The organism is Cystobacter fuscus DSM 2262, from assembly GCF_000335475.2.
Classification (GTDB): domain Bacteria; phylum Myxococcota; class Myxococcia; order Myxococcales; family Myxococcaceae; genus Cystobacter; species Cystobacter fuscus.
Genome location: NZ_ANAH02000034.1, coordinates 1 through 19,408 on the forward strand (window position 1 = coordinate 1; position 19,408 = coordinate 19,408).

Sequence of the window (19,408 nt, forward strand, 5' to 3'; positions counted from 1 at the left end):
AGCGGCGGGAGTTCCTCGCGCGCGCGGGGGCGGGCGTGGCGCTGGTGGCCACGGGAGGCATCACCAGCCATGGCACGTGGCGCGCCTTCCACCCCCCGGTGGTGAACGAGGTGACGGTGAAGCTGCCGGGGCTGCCCAGGGCCCTGGATGGAATCACGATCGTGCAGCTCAGTGACATCCACGTGGGCCCGCTCATCCAGCGCCGCTTCATGGACGAGCTGGTGGCGCGCACCAACGCCTTGAAGGGCGACCTGGTGTGCATCACCGGCGACCTGGTGGACGGCAGCGTGGAGCAGTTGGGCCAGGCGGCCGCGGCGCTCCGGGAGCTGCGCTCGCGCTTCGGCACGTACTTCTGCACGGGCAATCACGAGTACTACTCGGGCGACGAGGAGTGGACCGAGGCCCTCACGCGCATGGGCGTCACGGTGCTGCGCAACCGCCACGTGCGCGTGGGCGACGCGGGCGCCTCGTTCGATCTGGTGGGCGTGGATGACTGGGCGGCCGGGCGCTCGGGTTACCCGGAGCGCGGCTACGACTTGTCGGCGGCCCTCGCGGGGAGGGATCCCACCCGGGCGTCGGTGCTGCTGGCGCATCAGCCGGCGGGCTGGCGCGATCAGGCGCAGAAGGCGGGCATGGGGCTGCAGTTGTCCGGACACACGCACGGCGGGCAGATGTTCCCCTTCACCCTGGCGGTGTCCGCCATCTGGGAGCACGACGCCGGCTTGTTCCGCGAGGGCGAGCACTCGCTCTACGTGAGCCGGGGCACGGGCTTCTGGGGTCCTCCGGTGCGGGTGGCCGCGCCGCCTGAGATCGTGAAGGTGACGCTGCTCGCGTGAAAACGCTCGCCCGGATTTCACGCTACGTAAACGAGCAGTCCTGGACAGCCCAGCGTCCCCGGGAAACGTCGAGATGGGAATCCCCGCGTGAAGATGATTGTCTCGGAGCCATGGCACGATCCCTGTTGATGTCCCTACTCGTGCGCCAGCACCTGGCCCTCAAGGAGAAGTTCCGCGCCCGCTATCCCCACAGTTGGTTGGTCTGGGAGGCGGGGGTGTGGAACGTGCCGGAGAGCAGTGAGCAGAACCACGGTGCGACGCGACTGCCGACCTCGGATCTCCGGGACTGTCTGCCCCCGGGCGACGCGATGTGCTTCGAGCTCACCCCGGGCCGCGACGCGCTGATGATCGGCCGGGCCTCGCACAACGCCTTCGTCATCAACGACGCGACGGTGTCACGCGAGCACCTGCTGCTGCGCGCGCGGCCGGACGGCGGCTGGACGGTGGAAGCGTTGAGCCAGGGAGGACCGGCGATGCTCGGCGGCCAGTTGCTGCCGCCCGGAGAACCGCGGCCCCTGGAGAGCGGCATGCACCTGCAGCTCGGCGATGTGCGGCTCACCTTCCACGACGCCGAGAGCTTCCACCAGCGCATGGGCCACACGGCCGCGCTGGTGATGGCCCAGATGCGCGGCTCGCCGAACAGCCCGGCCTGAGCCCCGGCCCCGCGAGGAGCGGGGCTAGCGGATGGTGCCCAGGGTGGTGGGACGCGGCTGGGGCGCGGTGGCGGCGTAGATGATGCCGCCGGCCGCGATCGCCACGGCGCCCGCGCCCGCCCACACCCACCACTTCTTCGTCAGGCTCTCGCCCTGGACCTCGGTGTTGGCCGGCGTGGACTTGGACGCCACGGTGCGCGAGCGCTCGCTGTCCTGACGCGCGCGCCGCTCGGCCACCTCCGCCGTCTGCTTGCGCAGGGAGGAGTCCTTCTGCTGCGGCTTGCCCACCGCCGCGTCCATCTCGGCGATCAACTCGCGCACGAGCGGAGCATTGGCCGGTGGTTGTTTCGATTGGGCCAGGTAGCGGCGGTAGAAGGTGGCGGCCTGCTCGGGCCGCGCCAACTGCCGGTAGCACTGGGCGATGTTGAAGAGGAAGCCGGGCAGCGGCAGCAGCCGGTACGCCTCGACATAGGCGTCCAGGGCCTTCTGGAACTGCGCCTGCTCGTAGGCGGCATTGCCCTCGAGGAACTTCGCGCGGGCCTGGGCCTGCGCACGCGCCTCTCCACTCTGGGCGCGCGCGGGCAGGGGCGCGAGGGCGAGCAGCCCCACGACCACGGCCACCCACCACCCGGAGCGCTCAAGGAGCGAACGGATCAATGACGGCATCACGGTTTCCCATGGACGATTTGCGCGAGAGGGACGAGCGCGGGAGGGAAGAGCGCGAGGGCATCGCGCGCGCGGGCTTCGTCCCCGCGCGCACCAGGGGCACCTCGAGCGAGGAGGACGCATCGAGCGGCAGCTGGTGCTCGCTCGGCACGTAGCCCGCCAGCTCCACGCGCACGCCCAGGGAGCTGGCCGAGGAGGGCATCTGGGCCACCCACGGCGTCACCCCGAGCGTCTCGCCCGTGTCGGCGCGGACCACCCGCGCGCCCGCGGGCACGGAGTTCACGGTGAGGGAGACGGGCACCGGCTGGGGCTTGGGGGCCTCGGCCACCAGCGGCTCGGCCACCACGGCCCCCGGCGTGGAAGCCGCGGGCTCGCCGCCTCGCACCAGCACGAGACCCACGCCCGCCAGGGCCAGCACGCCCACCAGGGCTGCCCAGCCCGCGCGCCGCGGCATCCGCAGCGCGAAGGGCATCGGCATGGGCCGGGTGGGCCGGTCCTCGGGAGGCACGACGGCCAGGGTGGCCGGGTCCGAGTCCGTCACCAGCGCGGTGATGACCTCGGCGAGCTGCGCGGGCCGCCCCTCGGGCTCCTTGGACAGGCAGCGCAGGGTGATGGCCGCCAGCTCCGGCGGAATCGCGTCGCCCGCGGGCGTGTGCGTGGGCAGCTCCGGGGGCGACTCGGTGAGGATCTTCACCATGAGCTGGCCGAAGTTGGGCGCCACGAAGGGCGGCTGTCCGGCGAGCAGCTCATAGAGGACGGTGCCCACGGCGTAGATGTCCGCGCGCGCGTCCACCGGCAGCCCCGCCGCCTGCTCGGGCGACATGTACGTGGGCGTGCCGATGATGGTGCCGTCCAACGTCCCGTTGACGCCCTCGGCGGTGAGCAGCTTGGCCACGCCGAAGTCGAGCACCTTCACGAAGTCCGGCTGTCCGCTCTTGTGGGCGATGAAGAGGTTGTCCGGCTTGATGTCGCGGTGCACCACCCCGAGCTGATGCGCCGCGCTGAGCGCCGCGCACACCTGAACCATGATGCGGCGGATGCGCGCGAGGCCCAGCCGCTCCTCGCGCAGCAGCTCCGACAGGCTCTGGCCGCGCAGCAGCTCCATCACGCAGTAGACGTGACCGGCCGCCGGGTCCTCGACGAAGTCGAAGATCTCCACGATGTGCTCGTGGTTGATCTGATTGACGGCGTGCGCCTCCTGGAAGAAGCGCCGCACGAAGTTGCCGTCATGGGCGTAGGTGGAGCGCAGGACCTTGAGGGCCACCTGGCGTCCCAGCCGCACATGCCGCGCCTGGAAGACCTGCCCCATGGAGCCCTCGCCCAGGAGGCGCTCCAGTTGATAGCTGCCCAGGATGTCGCCTACCTGCAACTGCGTCTCCTGAATCGAGGAACCGCCGGGTCCGGCGTTGCGCGAGCCAGTGGAGAGTACAGTACCTGGGATGAGGTCGTCGCCGCCCATGAGAGGACCAAACTCGCCACGGAATCTGTTCCCGGCAACCCATACGTGAACAGCGCCGTCAGGTGGGCGACTTTTGCACACCAGCGCTGCCCTCGTGTGGCACCCGGTTGGCCCGGAGTGTGAACAGCCCTTCTTCCCGGAAGAAGAAGGGCTTGGGATACGACATCACCTGGGTGGATCAACTACACGTGCCGTTGCTCTTGCAGGTTCTCCCGTTCCCGCAAGCCGTACCGGTGGTGCAGTCGGCGGTGTCCGCGCAGTCGATCTTGTTGTCCTTGTCGTTGTCCTGACCATCGTTGCAGGTGGTCTCGGCGGCGGCGTTCGACTTGCAGAGGCAGCCCGTCCCACACGACTGATTGGCACAGTCCGTGTCCGCGCAGTCGACCTTGGTGTCCTTGTCGTTGTCGACATTGTCGTTGCAGGTGGTCTCGGCGGCGGCGTTCGACTTGCAGAGGCAGCCCGTCCCACACGACTGATTGGCGCAATCCGTGTCCGCGCAGTCGATCTTGGTGTCCCTGTCGTTGTCGTTGCTATCGCCGCAGAGGGTCTCGGCGGCGGCGTTCGACTTGCAGAGGCAGCCCGTCCCACACGACAGATTGGCACAGTCCGTGTCCGCGCAGTCGTTCTTGGTGTCCTTGTCGTTGTCGACATTGTCGTTGCAGGTGGTCTCGGCGGCGACGTTCGACTTGCAGGTGCAGCCCGTCCCACACGACTTCTGGTCGCAGTCGGTGTCCGCGCACCCCACGAGCCCATCCCCGTCGTCGTCCGAGCCCTCGGTGCACGTCTGCTGCACGCGTCCCGTGCACCTGCCCGCGACGCACGTCTGACCCGCCGAGCAGGCGGTGCCACACGCGCCGCAGTTCTTCACGTCCTGCTGGAGATCGAAGCCCTCGTCCGTCACTCCGTCACAATTGTCGTCGACGCGGTTGCACAGCTCTTCGGTGGGCTGGACCTCGCCCTCGCACAGCTGCTCGTTGTTGGCGCCGCACTTGGGCGTGCCGGCCTTGCAGCGCCCCTTGCCCGCAGTGCCCTCGGGGCCGCCATAGCAGGTCGCGGCCAGATCGTCCTTCTTGCCATTGCAGTCGTCATCGACGCCATTGCACACCTCGGTGGCGTTGGCGGAGGGCGTGCAGCAATAGCCGCTCAGGCCCTCCCGGGGCACGCACTTCTCCCCGGCCAGGGAGCAATCCTCGTCCGAGGCGCAGCTGAAGATGGTGCCATCCGGAAGCTCCGCCACCCAACACGCCGAGGCCGCCACGGCCATCCACAAGCCGAACCCGAGCGCGCACACGAGAGAAGAAATCGACTTCATGATCAGAAACTCCCACCAAACACGAGATGAAGGGCCATGTCACCGCGCCCCGAGCCGCCCGTCCCACCGGCCACCGGGGCCACCGAGGAAGACGCCGGCGCGGAGCGCTGCGGCACGATGATGAGCCAGGCCAGGCTGCCGGCCGCCACCGCGCCTCCGCCCGCCATGAGGGCCGTGGAGATCAGCGCGTTCTGCCGCATGGCCTCATAGTCACGCCGGTTGATGTCCACCACGCCCTGGCGGTCGATCTTCATCGTCCTCTGCTGCAGGGGCAGGCCCATGGCCACGCCCGCGCCCACCGCCGCCAGTCCCAGCACCGTGGTGTAGAGGGCGGGGCGGCTGAAGATGGTGGGATTCGAGGAGCCCGACTTCCTCTTCTTCTTCGCCGGCGTGCGCTCGTCCAGCTCCGACAGGGGGCTCTCCGGCGCGGCGCCACTGAACTCCAGCCGCACGGCGAGCTCCTTCGTCTCGCCCGGGGTGAGCGTCACCGTCTTCGTATAGGTGTTGTAGTCGTCCGCCTCCACGACGATCTGGTTGTCCCCGGGCGGCAGCTTCGCCTCCACGTTGCCCACGCCCAGCACGCGCGAGCCCACGCGCACCACCGCGCGCGACACGTTGCTCGCCACCTTGAGCATCGCGCGGGGCCTTGCCAGGGTCGTCACCCGCTTGGCCAGCGTCTCGCCCGCCTCGCGGATGAAGGTGCTGTCCGTCGGCTTGCGGCCCGTCACCACGTCCGTCTCCACCACGCCCCGGTCGCGGTCGAACGTCCACAACCGCAGCGTCCAGCCCTCGTCCTCCAGCGACAGGCGCGCGGTGGTGAGCAGGTCCGCGTCCAGCGTGTCCGCCGCGCCGCTCAGGCACGAGGCCTCCGCGCAGCGCAGCGTGGTCGCGTAGTCATTGCCGAGCTGCTGGCGGGCCTCGGCCGGAGTCGCCGCGCGCACCACCTTGCCGGTGCGGAACGCCACGCCCTGCAACCACCCCACCCACCTCTTGGAGGCCGCGGCGCCGGCGCGCTCGGGCGTGTCCAGGCCCACGAGCCCGAAGCGTGGCATGAGGTCCGCCCCGGGGCCCGAGCTGAGATCCAGCCCCATGGAGCCATCCGGAGGCGCTTCCTCGGAGGACTCCTCGGTCTGCTCGTTGGACTGCGGGGCGTTGGGGTCCGAGGAGAGATCCAACCCGAAACCACCCTGGGCCCTGGCCGGGCCGGAGGCCAGCGCGAGCAGGACGGCGGCGACGACGAAAGCGGTGCGCATGGGCCCCGTTCTACCCTGAACAGAGCCCGTTGCGGAGCACTCCGCGCGTCACGCCCCGCGCGAGGCCAGGTAGCGCGCCAGGGCCTGTGCCTTGGGCACCAACGTTTCCACCTCGATGAATTCCTCCACCGTATGGAAACCCTTGCCCCGGGGGCCGAGCCCATCGATGGAGGGAATGCCCATGGAGGACGAGGTGCTGGCGTCCGAGCCGCCTCCCACCAGGGGGGACTCGCCCCGGCCCAGCCCCGAGGCATGGGCACACGTCCCATACGCCTCCATCAGCGCCGCCGAGGCCTCGGTGCGCTCCAGGGGCTCGCGCGACACGCCCCCTTGCACCTCGATGCGGGTACCAGGCACCCCCGCCGCCGCTTCCTCGGCCGCATGGTGGAAGCGCCGCACCAGCTCCTCGCCGTCCGCGCGGGTGCAGAAGCGCAGGTCCACCTCCGCCACCGCCTGGTCCGGCACGGTGTTCTTGCCCTGTCCCCCCGTGACCTTGCCCACGTTGACGGTGAGGCCGCGCGGGTAGTCGGTGAGCTGCTGCACCCGATCCACGAAGCGGGCGATGGCCCAGAGGGCATTGGCGCCCTCGTGGTGGGCGTTGCCCGCGTGGGCCGCCTTGCCGCGCGCCGTCGCCACCGCCATGCCCGTGCCCTTGCGCCGGGTGATGATGGCGTCCCCGGCCCGGCCGGACTCGAAGACGAGACAGGCCTCGGCCCCGGCGATGGCCTCGCGGATGACGCCGATCCCCTCGGGCGACCCCACCTCCTCGTCCGCCACCACCACCAGGCGCAACGGGGGCAGCCGCCCCAGGCCCCCCGTCGCCGCGAGCGCCTTGAGCGCCCAGGCGATGACGACGAGCCCTCCCTTCATGTCCAGCACGCCCGGGCCGCGCCGCAAGGAGCCCTCGCGCCGGTAGCCCTCGAACTTGCCGGGGGGAAAGACCGTGTCCAGGTGTCCCACGAGCGCCAGCGGCCGGGCTGCCGGCCGTCCCTCGGAGCGGAAGACGAGATGATCCGCGTAGCGCTGGCTGGGCACCACCTCCGCCGCCAGCCCGGGGATGGCCAACTGCTCGCGCAACAGGGCCCCCACCCGGCGCCCGCCCTCCGGATTCTCCGTCCAGGAGTTCACCTCGACCAGGGCGGCGAGCGCCTCCTCCATCTCGCCCAGCCTGCCCACCAGCCAGTCCGCCGCTGCTTGACCACCCTCGTGCATCACCGCACCTCCTCTGCCCCGGGAACATCCCTCCCCGAGCGCTCCCACGCCAGCACCACGCCACGTCCCGGTCACCTGAACGACGCTCGGGCACCACGCCCTGCCCGTCTGCCCGGCGGGCCTCCCGGCGCGCGCCGTCCCCCTGGTCTGGGGGTGCTTGCCGGGAACCCGGATGCTTCGCACCTCAAGCCCAGGAGGAAGCACAATGGCGGACGCGCTGTGGATTCTGGTGGCCAATGCAAGCCGGGCCAGGCTCTTCTCGACGGACGAGCGGGCCGAGAAGTGGGACCTGCGTGAGGAGTTCTTTCACGAGGAAAGCCGTCAACGCTCCTCGGAACTGTTCCAGCAACCCGACAACCCCAACGCGGGTGCCCTGAGCAAGCCCCAACCCGAGAACCAACCCGATGCACGCCAGCAACTGGAGCACGAGCGCTTCGCCAGGCAGCTCGCCGAGCGGCTCGAGCGCGGCATCAATGACCGGGCGTTCGACCGGGTGGTGATCGCCTCGCCTCCAGGGTTCCTGGGCATGCTGCGCAAGGCCATCAGCCCCCGGGTCCAGCAGCGGCTGATGCTCGACATGCGGGCGGACTACACGCACGTGCCCGTCAAGGATCTGCCCGAGCGCATCCCCCTCACCTAGCAGGGGAGGCAACCAGCCGGCGCCCGCTGGGGCAGGGGCCCGGGCGGGACGGGGGACTTTCGGAGCTGTCGCGGCTTCGCCCCCCCTCCCGGGCAACCGAGGAGGCGACAGGGAGAGGAAGACCGGGCGGACTCCGTGGTACACGGAGGGTGGGGTGTTCCTGGGAGGCCGGAAGCGCCGGCCCCTTCCCCGCACGAAGGTTCCGAGATTCATGCGAGTTCCCCTGCTCAACTCCCTCAAGCTGCGCGGTCGGCTGACCTTATACGTCACCCTGCTGGCACTCATTCCCCTCGGCGTGACGTCCCTGGGAGGAGTGCTCTCCACCCAGTGGGTGCTCAAGGCGCAGGTGAACGAGATGCTGCGCATCGAGGCCGAGGGGCTGAAGGATCTGGTCGAGGCGTCCCTGGTGGAGCGCGAGACGAGCGTGCGCAGCTGGGCCGAGGACGCGCTGGTGCGCGAGGCGCTGCTCTCGGGCAGGCCCGAGCAGAGCGACGAGGTGCTCGTCCGTCTGCAATCGCACTACAACACCTTCGCGGGACTGGTGCTCTTCACCGACGAGGGCCGCGCGCTGTCCGCGAGCACGTCGGCGCTGCGCGATTCGTTCCAGGGCCAGGACGAGGCCGTGCGCGAGTCGGTCTGGTTCAGGGCCGCCCAGCAGGGCCAGTTCACCAGCTCGACGCTCACGCGGGAGGATCCCATCTTCGGCATGCCGGTGCTGCACCTGGCGGCGCCCGTGCTGGACCCGAGCAACGGACGTCGGCTGGGCGTGCTGCTCGCGGCGTATGACTGGGGACAGGTGGGCGAGGTGGTGAAGGCGGCGCTGGCGCGCGCCCGCGCTCGCAAGAACAACAGCTTCGCCCTGGAGGTGCGCTCCGCCTCGGGCACCGTGCTGTTCAACTCGCGCGGCCAGGAGGCCTGGAACGTGCCGGATGCGGTCACCGCCGAGGCCATCGATGACGATGTGCTCCGGGACGTGGGGGACGGCTGGCACTTCGTGGCGATGGCGGATCCCGCGGAGGTCCATGCCCCGGTCACCCGGATGCGCCAGGCCTTCCTGCTCAACCTGCTCGTCGTCGGCGCGCTCGTGAGCATGTGCGCCCTGGTGCTCGGCCGCACCATCACCCGGCCCATCGTGCAGTTGCACCAGGTGGTGCGCCACATCGTGCGCACGGGAGACCTCGCCCAGAAGCCCGAGGTGCACTCGCGCGACGAGGTGGGCGAGCTGGCCGAGTCCTTCCTGCAGATGGTGGAGAAGCTGCGCGCGACGACGGACAGCCTCCAGCGCGGCACGCGCGTGCTCACCGACACCGTGGCCGCGCTGACGCGCGCCGCCGAACAGGAGGAGAGCAACATCACCCGCCAGGCGGCGGCGCTGCAGCAGACGCAGGTGACGGCCCAGGAAATCAAGCAGACGTCGCTCCTGGCCGCGGAGCGGGCCGGGGCGGTGCTCCAGGTGGCCTCACGCGCCGAGGAGCTGGGCAAGGGTGGCGTGCGAGCCCTCACCGAGAGCATGAGCGGCTTCGAAACCCTGCGCGCGCAGGTCGACGAGATGTCGGTGCAGATCGGCCAGCTCAACGAGCGCGCCCAGCGCATCGGCGGCATCACCCTGACGGTCAAGGGGCTCGCGGACCGCTCCAACATGCTCGCGCTCAACGCCGCCATCGAGGCGGTGCGCTCCGGCGAGCACGGCAAGGGCTTTGGCATCGTGGCCAAGGAGATCCGCACGCTCGCCAACCAGTCCATCCACTCCACCGAGCAGGTGGGCTCGCTCCTGGAGGACATCACCCAGTCCATCCTCAAGACGGTGGAGCTGAGCGAGCAGGGCCAGAAGCGCATGGACAGCGGCCTCGCCCAGGTGCGCAGCAGTGGCGACAGCATCCAGGCCCTCAGCGGCATCGTGCAGGACAACATGAGCGCCGTGCGGCAGATCGCCCACGCCGTGAATCAGCAGAACGCGGGCATCCAGGAGATCTTCAACGCGCTCACGGACATGTCCAGCCTGATGCACGAGACCATGTTGGGACTCCAGGCCACCCAGAGCGTCACGGGCGAGCTGCGCGAGGTGGCCCAGCAGATGGAGAAGGTGGCGAGCAGCTACCGCGTGTAGCCGCCCGGTGGTACGAGGCGGGCCATGTCCCCACGCCTCCACGCGGTCATCCTGGATCTCGGCAACGTCCTCGCCTTCCACGACAACGCCCTGCTCTTCCGACGTCTGGGAGAGCGCGCGGGCCTGAATGCCCAGGACGCCGAGCGCCGCCTGTCCGGCGCGGGCTGGACGGCGGCCAACCGGGGACAGCTCGACGCCGAGGGCATCCGCGGCGACGTGTGCGGGGCGCTCGGGGTGGACCTGCCCATGGACGAGTTCAACGCCCTGTGGAACTGCCACTTCACGATTCACGAGGCGGTGCTGCCCCGGGTGGAAGGGCTGGTGGGGCGGGTGAAGCTGGTGCTGCTGTCCAACACCAACGTGCTGCACGTGGAGTGGCTGCGGCCCCGGCTGCCCCTCCTCGAGCGGTTCGACCACCTGGTGCTCAGCTGCGAGGTGGGCCTGGTGAAGCCCGAGCCCGCCATCTACCAGGAGGCCCTGCGGCACGCGGGCTGCGCGCCCCAGGAGGCCGCCTTCTTCGACGACGTGCCCGCGTATGTCGAGGCGGCGAACGCCGTGGGCCTCCAGGGCCACGTCTTCACCACCGCCGCCGCCTTCGACGCGCAGCTGCGGGCGCTCGGGCTGTAGCGGGCACTACTTCGCTTAGCGCGCCAGGGGCGACTCGTGACGGGCGGCCTCCGTCCAGGCCTTCAGCGCCGGTAGGGCGAGCACCGCGTCCCGGTAGGCGGCGCCCACCGCGTCCAGCTCCACGCCATGGGTGACGAAGCGCGTGACGACGGGCGCGTAGAAGGCGTCCGCGATGCTGAAGTCCCCGAAGAGGAACGGCCCGCCCTGTCCGAAGCGCGAGCGGCAGTCCTTCCAGAGCGAGGTGATGCGCGCGATGTCCTCGGCGACTCCCGGGGCGCGCCCCTGTCCCGGCTTGCGGGCGTGCAAGTCCATGGGCATGTGGGTGCGCAGCATGGCGAACCCCGAGTGCATCTCCGCGGTGACGGCACGCGCCACGGCCCGCGCCTCGCGCGCCTGGGGCCACAGCCGCGCCTCCGGGAACTGCTCCGCGAGGTACTCGCAGATGGCCAGCGAATCCCAGAGCACCAGCTCACCATGCTGGAGCGCCGGCACCCGTCCACTGGGCGAGTACTTCGCGATGTGGCTGGCCGTGTCCGGCTGGCCCAGGGGGATCACCACCTCGCGGAAGGGCTGCCCGGTGTGGGCGAGCGCGAGATAGGGCCGCAGCGACCAGGAGGAGTGGTTCTTCGAGCCGACGACGAGGGTGAGTTCGTTCATGGGGGCGCACCTTAGCGCCCCCGTTCGCCCGCGCGGGGGCTCAGCTTCGGCTGGGCAACAGCCCGCGCAGACGCGCCACCCACGAGCGCGGGCGGCGCACGGGCGGATCAATCCGGTAGACGGGCACCGGCAGGCGGATCTTCTTCAAGTCGCTGCGGCCCAGGCGCACCATGGCGGCCTCGACCTGGAGGCCGCGCACCTGCCGCGCCACCGGCTCACTGACATAGAGGGTCCCGGGCCGCGCGAGCGACTCCAGGCGGGCGGCCAGGTTGACGCCCTCGCCGAACACGTCTCCATCCTGGTGCACCACCGAGCCCAGGTGGATGCCGATGCGCAGTTGCACCCGGCGCTCGTCCGGCACGCACTCGTTGCGAGCGTTCAGCGCCGACTGCAACTCCAGCGCGCAGGCCACCGCCGGAAGCGCTTCGTCGAACTCGACGAGAAAACCATCCTCCAGCCGCTTGATCTCCCGTCCGCCATGACCAGACAGCAGGCTGCGCACGAGCCGTCCATGCTCCTCGCGCAATTCGTTGTTGAGCGACTCGTCCCGACGAGCCTCGGTGCTCAGCTCCACCATGTCCGTGAACATGATGGCCGCGATCCTGGGGGGCTCCGCTTGTTGCGCATCCACCATCATCCGCGATCTCCCTCCCCCCCAGACCTGGCGAATGTTACCTCATGAACACTCGCCTGCATCCACCGGCGCTCCTCGGAGGAGCGAGCACCGGAGCCTGCCCATTGAGGCCGGAACGGTGCGAGCCCGTCCCGCCAGCAACCCACCTTTCGAGTACGATGAAGCTAGCCCATCCCCCGCGCGAGCAACAACCGGGGGTCCTCACCTGGAGTGGGAAGCCGTCGAGGACGTGACAACCCGCGTCACGCACATCCATCCGTGAGTGTTGAGCCACCCACCATGTCCGCTCCCGACAGCCCGCAGGACGATCGGACCCCGCCGTGGACGCCCATGTGGCTCGCACTGGGCGTGTTGTTGATGGCCACCGCGGCGCGTCATGAACGGGGAGTGTTGGCCGCGCTCGCCACGCTCGTGCTGCTGCCCAGCTTGTGGCGGGTGCTCACACGTCGGTGGGTGCGAGGGGATGTGGTGCGCGGGCTCGGCATGGGATTCATCACGAGCCATGCCCCCTTGCTGCTGGGCGCGTGCTCCACGCTCGGCCGGCCCGAGTGCCGCATCCACCTGTGCATGGAGGGAGTGCTCGCGGGAGTGCCCTATGTGCCCTGGGCGGGAGTGCTCGGCACCCTGCTCTACTGGGCCTGGACCACGCCACCTCCGGAGCCGCGGGATCCTCCGATGCTGCCCCCGGATTGACGAGAGAAGGGCTGTCGCCGGAGTTCAGCGAGCGCGATCGAAATACCGAGCCAGTCGGCGATGCCGATGCGCGAAGAACGCCGACACCACGCGCGCGAGGACAGGTCATGCCCACGTCAGTCCCCATCGCGGCACGAACGTGATCCGATCCGTGATCTCGGTCGAGCCGCCCCGCGCGACGAGGCAGCGCTCGTGTTCCCAGTACCGCATGCTCGCCATGGTCGACTTCTCGTGAAAGCGATGGCCCAGCTCCAGCTCGGCGATGGTCAAGTCATCATAGTCAAAGGGCAGCACGCCGAAGAGCCTCAACCACGCGCGGCCAAGCGGCACCCCCACGGGTACGGTCTCGAGCTGGAGTGCGCCCACTCCGCGCGGAGCGCTCATCGTGAGCCACGGTCGCATCTCGTCGTTGATCCCTTCATGACTCGCGATGCGCTCCCACACGAGCCGAAGGGTCGCGTTGATCGTGCTCGTCCTCTCGAGGACCGTGGCCGATTCATTCATAGGTGTTCGTGAACCCTATCCGTGAAGCATCAATCGTCGAAGTCGCCGCCATCTCCGCAGTCAATATCCTCCCCCTCCGTTTCGCCGCGTCGCAGGTCGAAGCTGCAATCGACCGCACTCCCATCGTCGAAGCGCATCTGAAACGAGCCCTGTTGACGAGGTGGCACGCTGTGGAGCGTGATGGTTCCCGACGAGAAGGAGGGCCGGGACGTGGGGCTCAGCAGCTCCCACGACCGGAGAATGGTCGACTCCGAGGTCGGCGGCAACGGATAGGTCGCCGTGGTGTAGGCCACCATCCCGCCGACATTCGACCATGGACCCACGCCACGGATCTTCATCGCGCCCCCACCGGAGGAGAGCTCGAAGATGGCGGTATCCACCGTGGCGCAGGACGTCTTGCGGATGCGGTGAATCTGGCTTGCCTCTGAATCGATAGGCCCATCCACGGGGGTGGTGCCAATCCGCCCCGTGCATTGGCCCGTCGATGGACCACCATCGCCACAGGCGGCAACGGAGAGCGAGAGGAACAACCCCCAGAGGCATCGTGCGACAAGCGACATATGTGACTCTCCTCGAACCGGCGGAGCCTCATGCTCGCCGTTCCGCATGACGGGAAACAACGGGCACCGTGGGCCCGAATCCGACGCCCGAGTCGGTCCCATCCGCACGGGCATCCACACGTCCACACGTCGGCCGTTCACCCGGCCCGCTGCCTCGACAGGACACTCGCGGCCAGCCCATGCAGAGAACGTCTCAGGAACGGGATGCGCCACGGCCGTACAATCCAGGCTCCTTGCGAACCATCAACTCATGAGCCGCCAGGTAGTAATCCTTCGCCTTCGCGGGATCTCGCTCGTACAGGTCGAGGAAGGCACGAGCGCATCTTGAATGCGGGAAGCTGTTGCCACGTGCCGCCGCAAGCACTTCCCTGGCGCGCTGGCGCTGCTCCGGTGTCCCCTCCTGCATACGCTCAAGATTCTGCCACAGCAAAACCAACAGGTGAGCCCGCCCATCGCGCAGCTCAGTTCGGAGGTGTAGCCGGAAGAAGTCGATGGTCACCTGTGCTCGTTTCCGGTCATGGCCTCCGCGCTTCGTCGGCACGGGGAGGATACCCTCGAAGGTGATGAGTTCCTCGGGAGAGGGATCCGCCACGCCAAGCGGGAAGATGAGCAGTGGCTTCTCCTCCGCATTCAGCTTCGCGATGTCACTGCCCTCGTCCGACGGCTCGCCGTCGATGGGGAAGTGGTCGGCCTTGAGAGGCGAATTGCAGACCTTGCAGGTGACGACGTAGTTACGGGGGTCATGCGCGAGCAGTGGATAACCCTTGGGGTTTCCGCTACGAACCTTGTACCGGATGCGAAGTTCCTTGGCGGTCTTCTCATCGGGCCAGGGCATGACGCGACTCTTCGGCCTGAAGTGCTCGACGTCGTACTCGATGTTCGCATGCGCCCCCTCGGCCATGGGGCGCTCGCAGTAGGCACATTTGTGGTGTTGCAGCGCCATGTAGACGCTTTTCACCTCACTCCAGATGCCCTCACCAGTGAAACGCTTCTGCTTCCGTGCTTGCTGCGTTCGCTTCGCAGCGCGCTCGCGCCAGCCCGGAACCCTCTGCTCGATGAAACGGTCCAGTTCTTGGGAAGTGACAGAAATTCGGATCATCGGTCACTTCCGGACCGGTCGACGAGAAGCCTTGCGTTTGACTTTCGCGCTCTTCGTCGACGTTCTTGAGATAGGCTTTCTCACGGACGATTCTTTTGCAGGTTGCTTTTGCGGCTTGAGAACTCCTGGTTTCGAGCTGATCTCCCATACTCGTACCATACTGTCGCCAGAGGCACTCGCCCCCCTGAGACCTGTTGAGTCCCACGCCACGCCAATCACATCATCCTCATGGCCTCGCAGGGCCGACAACTCCCGGCCCATTTCCCCGTCCCACACCCGCACCGTCTTGTCCCAGGAGGCACTGACCACCCTACGGCCTGTTGGGTCCCACGCCACACCAATCACTTTGTCCTCATGGCCTCGCAGGACCGACAACTCCCGGCCCGTTTCCCCATCCCACACCCGCACCATCTTATCCAAGGAGGCACTGGCCACCCTGCGGCCTGTTGGGTCCCACGCCAAGCCAACCACCACGTCCTCATGGCCTCGCAGGACCGACAACTCCCGGCCCGTTTCCCCATCCCACACCCGCACCATCTTGTCCAAGGAGGCACTGGCCAACCTGCGACCTGTTGGGTCCCACGCCACGCAAACCACAGCGTCCTCATGGCCTCGCAGGACCGACAACTCCTGGCCCGTTTCCCCGTCCCACACCCGCACCGTCTTGTCCCAGGAGGCACTGGCCAACCTGCGACCTGTTGGGTCCCACGCCACACCAATCACTTTGTCCCCATGGCCTCGCAAAACCAACAACTCCCGGCCCGTCTCCCCGTCCCACACCCGCACCGTCTTGTCCCAGGAGGCACTGGCCAACCTGCGACCTGTTGGGTCCCACGCCACGCAAACCACAGCGTCCTCATGACCTTGCAGGACCGACAACTCCCGGCCCGTTTCCCCATCCCATACCCGCACCGTCTTGTCCCAGGAGGCACTGGCCAACCTGCGACCTGTTGGGTCCCACGCCACCTCAGCTACCCTAGATTCATGGCCTCGCAGAACCAGCAGTTCGCGGCTTGAGAGTTCAGACACCGGGGCATCCTCCGCCACAGCTCCACCCGCGACCATCCGCATGAAGCGCAGTGCGTCCTCCGCTCCCCCCTCACGGGCCTTGTCGGCCACATCCTTGAGCCGTTCGAAGAAGCGCTCGTCCCGTGAGGACTCAAGCCCGAAAGACTGGCTCGTGAGGATCTGATCCGCGCTCAAGCCGTAGAGTTCCTCGCCGGGTCGCATCACCTCCGTGGCCGTCACACCACCTGCCCGTTCGCGCTCTTCCAGCAGGAGCACGTTCTGGGAGGAGAGTGTGCTCACGACGAGCGGACTGTGCGAAGTCAGGACGAATTGGAGCCGAGGAAACGCACGCGACAGACTGGGAACCAGGTGGCGCTGCCACTCCGGATGAAGGTGCAGATCCACCTCATCCACGAGCACAACCCCTCGCATATCCACCAGCCGCTGACCTTTCTTGCAAATCAGATGAAGGTGGTACAGCACATCCCCGACCCAACAAAGGAAGGCCCGGTAACCATCGGAGAGCGCGGGGAAAGGCAATACGGAACCGCCCCGTTGAAACAGGCTCTCCGGGTCCTCGCGGTCATCCCACTTCCCGAGCATCTTCGTGCCCTCGGGGAGGAGCTCGTTCATCAAGTTCACGATCTCCTGGTGCCGCTTCTTGTCCTTGCGCGCCACCTGCGGCAACCAGGCGGCCAGGGGCATGAGCGTCATGTGCTCCTCGAAGAGCCCCGCCACCCGGCGGTAGCGAAGGATCCGCTCCTTGGCGCGGCCCTCCACGCTGCCCGCTCCCGTCTCCACCCGGCGCGTCGCGCCATAGCCCAGCACCAGGAAGGCAGGGGACTCTTCGTCCCAGAGACGGATGTGCCAGGACGGCGGCTTGTCCTCGATCAGGAAGCGATCCGTGTACCCACGGGGTGAGGCCACGAGGGTGGCCGCGATCTCCTCATCCGTCCCCTCCCCCAGTCCATCCTGCTCATGCAGGACGACGTGGGCCTTCACCCGCGCTTCGGTGGGACGACCCTTGACCCTCCGGACCAGCGCATAGGGGACGTAGCCCGACCCCATGGCGAGGACGGGCGCGAGGGTACTCAGCGCCACGGCCCGGAGCACACTCGTTTTGCCCGACCCGTTGCTACCCAGCAGCAACGTGACGTTGTCCAGGTACGGCACGCCCGTGGGGGCGGGTGGGGCCCCATCGCCCGGATGGCACAGCGGCAGTTCCACCGACTCGAAGCTGCGAAGGTTCTGGATGGTCAGCGAACGGACGTACATGGCGCCCTCCACTGTCGCTTAAAACCTCAGTGACGGGTCCATGCAAGCCGCAAGCACGCGCAGGCCCCCCCTCCAGAGGCCCAAGTGCCCGGTAATCTCGATTCCCGCCGCCCCACCCGACCGAGCGAACGAGCCCCGCGCTAGTGGCGCTGGACCTCACTCAGCACCCCGAGGGGCGGCGAAGGGCATCCTCAGCGGGCTCGCCGCGACCGTGCCGCTCGGTCGATCAACGCCTGGTAGGCGAGCGCTCCGGGAATGCAGCCCACCATCCAACAGCCAAAGGCCTCGATGAAGAAGAAGCGCTCCCGCCCGGCGATCCAGAAGTGGATGAGCAACATCCCCCCCACGCTGGCCAGTGCACCGCCGAGCAGACCCGCGTACGCCGGGGCCCGGCCCAGGCCGAAGAGCATTCCCCCAAGCGCACCGCCGAGCGTGCAGACCCCAAGGACGAACCATCGGTCCACATCCGGGTCCCCTCCGAAGCCCGCCACCTCCTGGGCTCCGAATATCGCGGGCAGGAACAGCAGCAAGAACCCCACCTGGTTGAGGCGGGTGGCACCGTCCTCACGGTGCATCGCGAACGGATGAACGGGGTCTTTCAATCAGGACTCCTCGAAGCGCATCTTCATGATGCTCGGCTCCACCGGCATCCTCGTCAAGAGACTGGACGTCACCAAGCCCGTCGGAAAACGAACGTGCTGGCGGCTCCCCACCCACCTTGATAAGTTGTCCTGCCTATGCGCCTGCTCCTACCTTTCCAGTCCGCACTGTTTGTCGTCCTCGTGGCGTCAGCCGCCCTGGCAGGCGAACGAGAGAAGTGCGCGCTCCGCACCGTTCTGCTCTCGGAGCACCCCGAGCGCGACACCCACCGCATCTACGTGAAGGGGCAGGTCGTCACGACGCTCCGGTTCGAAGCGCTCGTCGACCCGGGCAAGACAAAGATGCTCGGTTGGGAAGGCCGGCTTGAGCCCTTGGCTGTCGTTCGTAACAAAGTCATCCTGGAGCCTCTCCACGACCTCAACGACGACGAAGCCATCCCCATGGTCGTGACGTTGGTGGATGGAACAGAAGTGCCGTTTCTCCTGAGGCCCCCGCGTCATGAGGACTGGGGTTGGACGGACCAGCAGGTGGACGTGTTCAAGAATCGCGAGAGCTATGCGGCCATGCACGCGGCCCTGCGCGACGCGCTCGAGAAGAACGAGACGCTGACCAGCGAGAATGAGCGTTTCCGAAAAGAAGAAACCTCCGAGGACCACGCCCTTGCCGCTCTGCTGGCCTCGGGTGCGCTCGAGCAGACGCCGTTCACTCTCGAGGAAGCGTTCTCGGGCAAGGACGAGGACTCAAACGTCCGGGCATCGGTGTTTCGAGGCAAAGGCAAAGTCGCCGTCGTCTTCAAGGTCAAGAACCTCCACGCGGAGAACCCGTGGAGCGTGCAGCGGGTCCAGCTCTCCACCCTGCCTGACGGCAAGGAGCGGTCCGTGGCTGTCCGCTCCTCCGTCCGAGAAATCCCACCCGGAGGCGCTGGAGTGGTCGCGATTGTCGCTGACGGAAGCGCGTTCATGGACGAAGGTGTCTTGAAAGACCTCTCTCTCGAGGTCTACCGCCAGGACGGCCAACGACAAGCATACGTCACGCTGGATCACCGGCTCATTGCGAGATAGGAGCGGAGAACATGGTTCCCAACAAATTCGCGCTCCTGGGCTGCGCCCTCCTCCTCGTCATGTCCTCCGGCTGTCCTGGAACCGCCACGGGGGGCGTGGCCCTTCGTCCTGACGGCACGCCGGGACCCGAGAAGTGCCCAGAAGAATCCAAGAAGGCGATGAGCTATCTCCGCATGTTCGTGGGGGAAGGGGGCTGGGTGCAGATCGATGCGAATCAGTCGAGCGCTCGGACCATCACCCTCTACGAAGGCCCCATCGAGAGCGTGCTGGAGGACAACCTCGGGCTGCTCGAATCACCGGCCCGGCTCTACGGCCGGGTCTGGACCAGCGGGCCCCAAGCCACCCTCCGCTACTACGAGGCCCAGCCGATGAAGGGTGGAGCCAAAATCCCCATCTGCGCGGTGGCACGGCTCGGCTTCGAGCAGCTCCGGAAGCGGCCCGAGTCCAAGCCTGGAACGGCCCTCCTGGATTCCTCCAGCGCGGCCGTCTTCATCGTGGACGAATTCCGCTAGACACCTGCCGCTCACTCATTGACGCGGACCCGAGGAGGCG

At 68.1% G+C, this 19,408-nt stretch carries 20 protein-coding genes; 8 read left to right on the forward strand and 12 right to left on the reverse strand.

Features of this window, described 5'->3' with window-relative positions:
- Both D187_RS36420 and D187_RS36425 read left to right on the forward strand, forming a co-directional pair.
- On the forward strand, positions 1-836 hold an 836-nt coding region (locus D187_RS36420; protein WP_043433302.1), incomplete at its 5' end, for a metallophosphoesterase.
- A gap of 110 nt (positions 837-946) precedes the next feature.
- Entirely contained in the window at positions 947-1,489 is a 543-nt protein-coding gene (locus D187_RS36425; RefSeq protein WP_043433305.1) for an FHA domain-containing protein, read from the forward strand.
- A gap of 24 nt (positions 1,490-1,513) precedes the next feature.
- Here the strand turns inward: D187_RS36425 and D187_RS36430 are convergent, their stop codons facing one another.
- The 5 genes from D187_RS36430 to D187_RS36450 all read right to left on the reverse strand — a co-directional run bounded on the left by D187_RS36430 (position 1,514) and on the right by D187_RS36450 (position 7,391).
- Complete coding sequence (locus D187_RS36430; RefSeq protein WP_245591913.1) at positions 1,514-2,155, reverse strand: tetratricopeptide repeat protein; 642 nt, start codon at positions 2,153-2,155, stop codon at positions 1,514-1,516.
- Positions 2,127-3,614 (reverse strand): serine/threonine protein kinase, encoded by a 1,488-nt coding sequence (locus tag D187_RS36435; protein ID WP_043433310.1) that lies wholly within the window; start codon positions 3,612-3,614, stop codon positions 2,127-2,129. Before D187_RS36435 ends, D187_RS36430 begins: the two co-directional genes overlap by 29 nt.
- Before the next feature lie 178 nt (positions 3,615-3,792).
- Positions 3,793-4,926 (reverse strand): MopE-related protein, encoded by a 1,134-nt coding sequence (locus D187_RS50895; protein WP_002628940.1) that lies wholly within the window; start codon positions 4,924-4,926, stop codon positions 3,793-3,795.
- Between the two features lie 2 nt (positions 4,927-4,928).
- Entirely contained in the window at positions 4,929-6,179 is a 1,251-nt protein-coding gene (locus D187_RS36445) for a PEGA domain-containing protein (protein ID WP_002628941.1), read from the reverse strand.
- Positions 6,180-6,227: 48 nt separating this feature from the next.
- Complete coding sequence (locus D187_RS36450) at positions 6,228-7,391, reverse strand: M20/M25/M40 family metallo-hydrolase (RefSeq protein ID WP_002628942.1); 1,164 nt, start codon at positions 7,389-7,391, stop codon at positions 6,228-6,230.
- Positions 7,392-7,596: 205 nt separating this feature from the next.
- On the opposite strand from D187_RS36450, the gene D187_RS36455 reads away from it, so the two are divergent.
- From D187_RS36455 to D187_RS36465, 3 genes are all read left to right on the forward strand, one after another.
- The gene (locus D187_RS36455; RefSeq protein ID WP_002628943.1) at positions 7,597-8,031 is read left to right on the forward strand and encodes a host attachment protein; all 435 of its coding nucleotides are present in this window, start codon (positions 7,597-7,599) and stop codon (positions 8,029-8,031) included.
- Between the two features lie 211 nt (positions 8,032-8,242).
- The gene (locus tag D187_RS36460; protein WP_043433332.1) at positions 8,243-10,138 is read left to right on the forward strand and encodes a methyl-accepting chemotaxis protein; all 1,896 of its coding nucleotides are present in this window, start codon (positions 8,243-8,245) and stop codon (positions 10,136-10,138) included.
- A gap of 24 nt (positions 10,139-10,162) precedes the next feature.
- On the forward strand, positions 10,163-10,765 hold the full coding sequence (locus D187_RS36465; RefSeq protein ID WP_002628945.1) for an HAD family hydrolase: 603 nt from the start codon (positions 10,163-10,165) through the stop codon (positions 10,763-10,765).
- A 15-nt stretch (positions 10,766-10,780) separates the two neighbouring features.
- Here the strand turns inward: D187_RS36465 and D187_RS36470 are convergent, their stop codons facing one another.
- Entirely contained in the window at positions 10,781-11,422 is a 642-nt protein-coding gene (locus tag D187_RS36470; protein ID WP_002628946.1) for a glutathione S-transferase family protein, read from the reverse strand.
- A gap of 40 nt (positions 11,423-11,462) precedes the next feature.
- Complete coding sequence (locus tag D187_RS36475; RefSeq protein ID WP_002628947.1) at positions 11,463-12,059, reverse strand: adenylate/guanylate cyclase domain-containing protein; 597 nt, start codon at positions 12,057-12,059, stop codon at positions 11,463-11,465.
- Positions 12,060-12,335: 276 nt separating this feature from the next.
- On the opposite strand from D187_RS36475, the gene D187_RS36480 reads away from it, so the two are divergent.
- Positions 12,336-12,749, forward strand: a complete 414-nt coding sequence (locus D187_RS36480; RefSeq protein WP_020918510.1) for a hypothetical protein — start codon at positions 12,336-12,338, stop codon at positions 12,747-12,749.
- Positions 12,750-12,854: 105 nt separating this feature from the next.
- Here the strand turns inward: D187_RS36480 and D187_RS36485 are convergent, their stop codons facing one another.
- The 5 genes from D187_RS36485 to D187_RS36510 all read right to left on the reverse strand — a co-directional run bounded on the left by D187_RS36485 (position 12,855) and on the right by D187_RS36510 (position 17,797).
- On the reverse strand, positions 12,855-13,253 hold the full coding sequence (locus tag D187_RS36485) for an Rv1443c family protein (RefSeq protein WP_002628949.1): 399 nt from the start codon (positions 13,251-13,253) through the stop codon (positions 12,855-12,857).
- A 29-nt stretch (positions 13,254-13,282) separates the two neighbouring features.
- Positions 13,283-13,783 carry a hypothetical protein gene (locus D187_RS36490; RefSeq protein WP_043433316.1) on the reverse strand — a complete coding sequence of 167 codons (501 nt, stop codon included), beginning with the start codon at positions 13,781-13,783 and terminating at the stop codon, positions 13,283-13,285.
- Between the two features lie 223 nt (positions 13,784-14,006).
- On the reverse strand, positions 14,007-14,912 hold the full coding sequence (locus D187_RS36495; RefSeq protein WP_043433318.1) for an HNH endonuclease family protein: 906 nt from the start codon (positions 14,910-14,912) through the stop codon (positions 14,007-14,009).
- A gap of 3 nt (positions 14,913-14,915) precedes the next feature.
- Positions 14,916-17,207 (reverse strand): WD40 domain-containing protein, encoded by a 2,292-nt coding sequence (locus tag D187_RS50900; protein WP_155893843.1) that lies wholly within the window; start codon positions 17,205-17,207, stop codon positions 14,916-14,918.
- 179 nt (positions 17,208-17,386) lie between these two features.
- Positions 17,387-17,797, reverse strand: a complete 411-nt coding sequence (locus tag D187_RS36510; protein WP_043433321.1) for a hypothetical protein — start codon at positions 17,795-17,797, stop codon at positions 17,387-17,389.
- A gap of 135 nt (positions 17,798-17,932) precedes the next feature.
- Here D187_RS36510 and D187_RS36515 point away from each other — a divergent pair, with 135 nt between their 5' ends.
- Entirely contained in the window at positions 17,933-18,856 is a 924-nt protein-coding gene (locus D187_RS36515; RefSeq protein ID WP_002628954.1) for a DUF2381 family protein, read from the forward strand.
- 11 nt (positions 18,857-18,867) lie between these two features.
- Positions 18,868-19,368 (forward strand): hypothetical protein, encoded by a 501-nt coding sequence (locus D187_RS36520; RefSeq protein ID WP_002628955.1) that lies wholly within the window; start codon positions 18,868-18,870, stop codon positions 19,366-19,368.
- Positions 19,369-19,408: the final 40 nt, after the last annotated feature.

Bases quoted from the DNA above. Each gene is read 5' to 3' on its own strand.
- D187_RS36425 (WP_043433305.1), top strand. From the start codon at position 947: ATGGCACGATCCCTGTTGATGTCCCTACTCGTGCGCCAGCACCTGGCC.
- D187_RS36430 (WP_245591913.1), bottom strand. From the start codon at position 2,155: ATGCCGTCATTGATCCGTTCGCTCCTTGAGCGCTCCGGGTGGTGGGTG.
- D187_RS36435 (WP_043433310.1), bottom strand. From the start codon at position 3,614: ATGGGCGGCGACGACCTCATCCCAGGTACTGTACTCTCCACTGGCTCG.
- D187_RS50895 (WP_002628940.1), bottom strand. From the start codon at position 4,926: ATGAAGTCGATTTCTTCTCTCGTGTGCGCGCTCGGGTTCGGCTTGTGG.
- D187_RS36445 (WP_002628941.1), bottom strand. From the start codon at position 6,179: ATGCGCACCGCTTTCGTCGTCGCCGCCGTCCTGCTCGCGCTGGCCTCC.
- D187_RS36450 (WP_002628942.1), bottom strand. From the start codon at position 7,391: ATGCACGAGGGTGGTCAAGCAGCGGCGGACTGGCTGGTGGGCAGGCTG.
- D187_RS36455 (WP_002628943.1), top strand. From the start codon at position 7,597: ATGGCGGACGCGCTGTGGATTCTGGTGGCCAATGCAAGCCGGGCCAGG.
- D187_RS36460 (WP_043433332.1), top strand. From the start codon at position 8,243: ATGCGAGTTCCCCTGCTCAACTCCCTCAAGCTGCGCGGTCGGCTGACC.
- D187_RS36465 (WP_002628945.1), top strand. From the start codon at position 10,163: ATGTCCCCACGCCTCCACGCGGTCATCCTGGATCTCGGCAACGTCCTC.
- D187_RS36470 (WP_002628946.1), bottom strand. From the start codon at position 11,422: ATGAACGAACTCACCCTCGTCGTCGGCTCGAAGAACCACTCCTCCTGG.
- D187_RS36475 (WP_002628947.1), bottom strand. From the start codon at position 12,059: ATGATGGTGGATGCGCAACAAGCGGAGCCCCCCAGGATCGCGGCCATC.
- D187_RS36480 (WP_020918510.1), top strand. From the start codon at position 12,336: ATGTCCGCTCCCGACAGCCCGCAGGACGATCGGACCCCGCCGTGGACG.
- D187_RS36485 (WP_002628949.1), bottom strand. From the start codon at position 13,253: ATGAATGAATCGGCCACGGTCCTCGAGAGGACGAGCACGATCAACGCG.
- D187_RS36495 (WP_043433318.1), bottom strand. From the start codon at position 14,912: ATGATCCGAATTTCTGTCACTTCCCAAGAACTGGACCGTTTCATCGAG.
- D187_RS36515 (WP_002628954.1), top strand. From the start codon at position 17,933: ATGCGCCTGCTCCTACCTTTCCAGTCCGCACTGTTTGTCGTCCTCGTG.
- D187_RS36520 (WP_002628955.1), top strand. From the start codon at position 18,868: ATGGTTCCCAACAAATTCGCGCTCCTGGGCTGCGCCCTCCTCCTCGTC.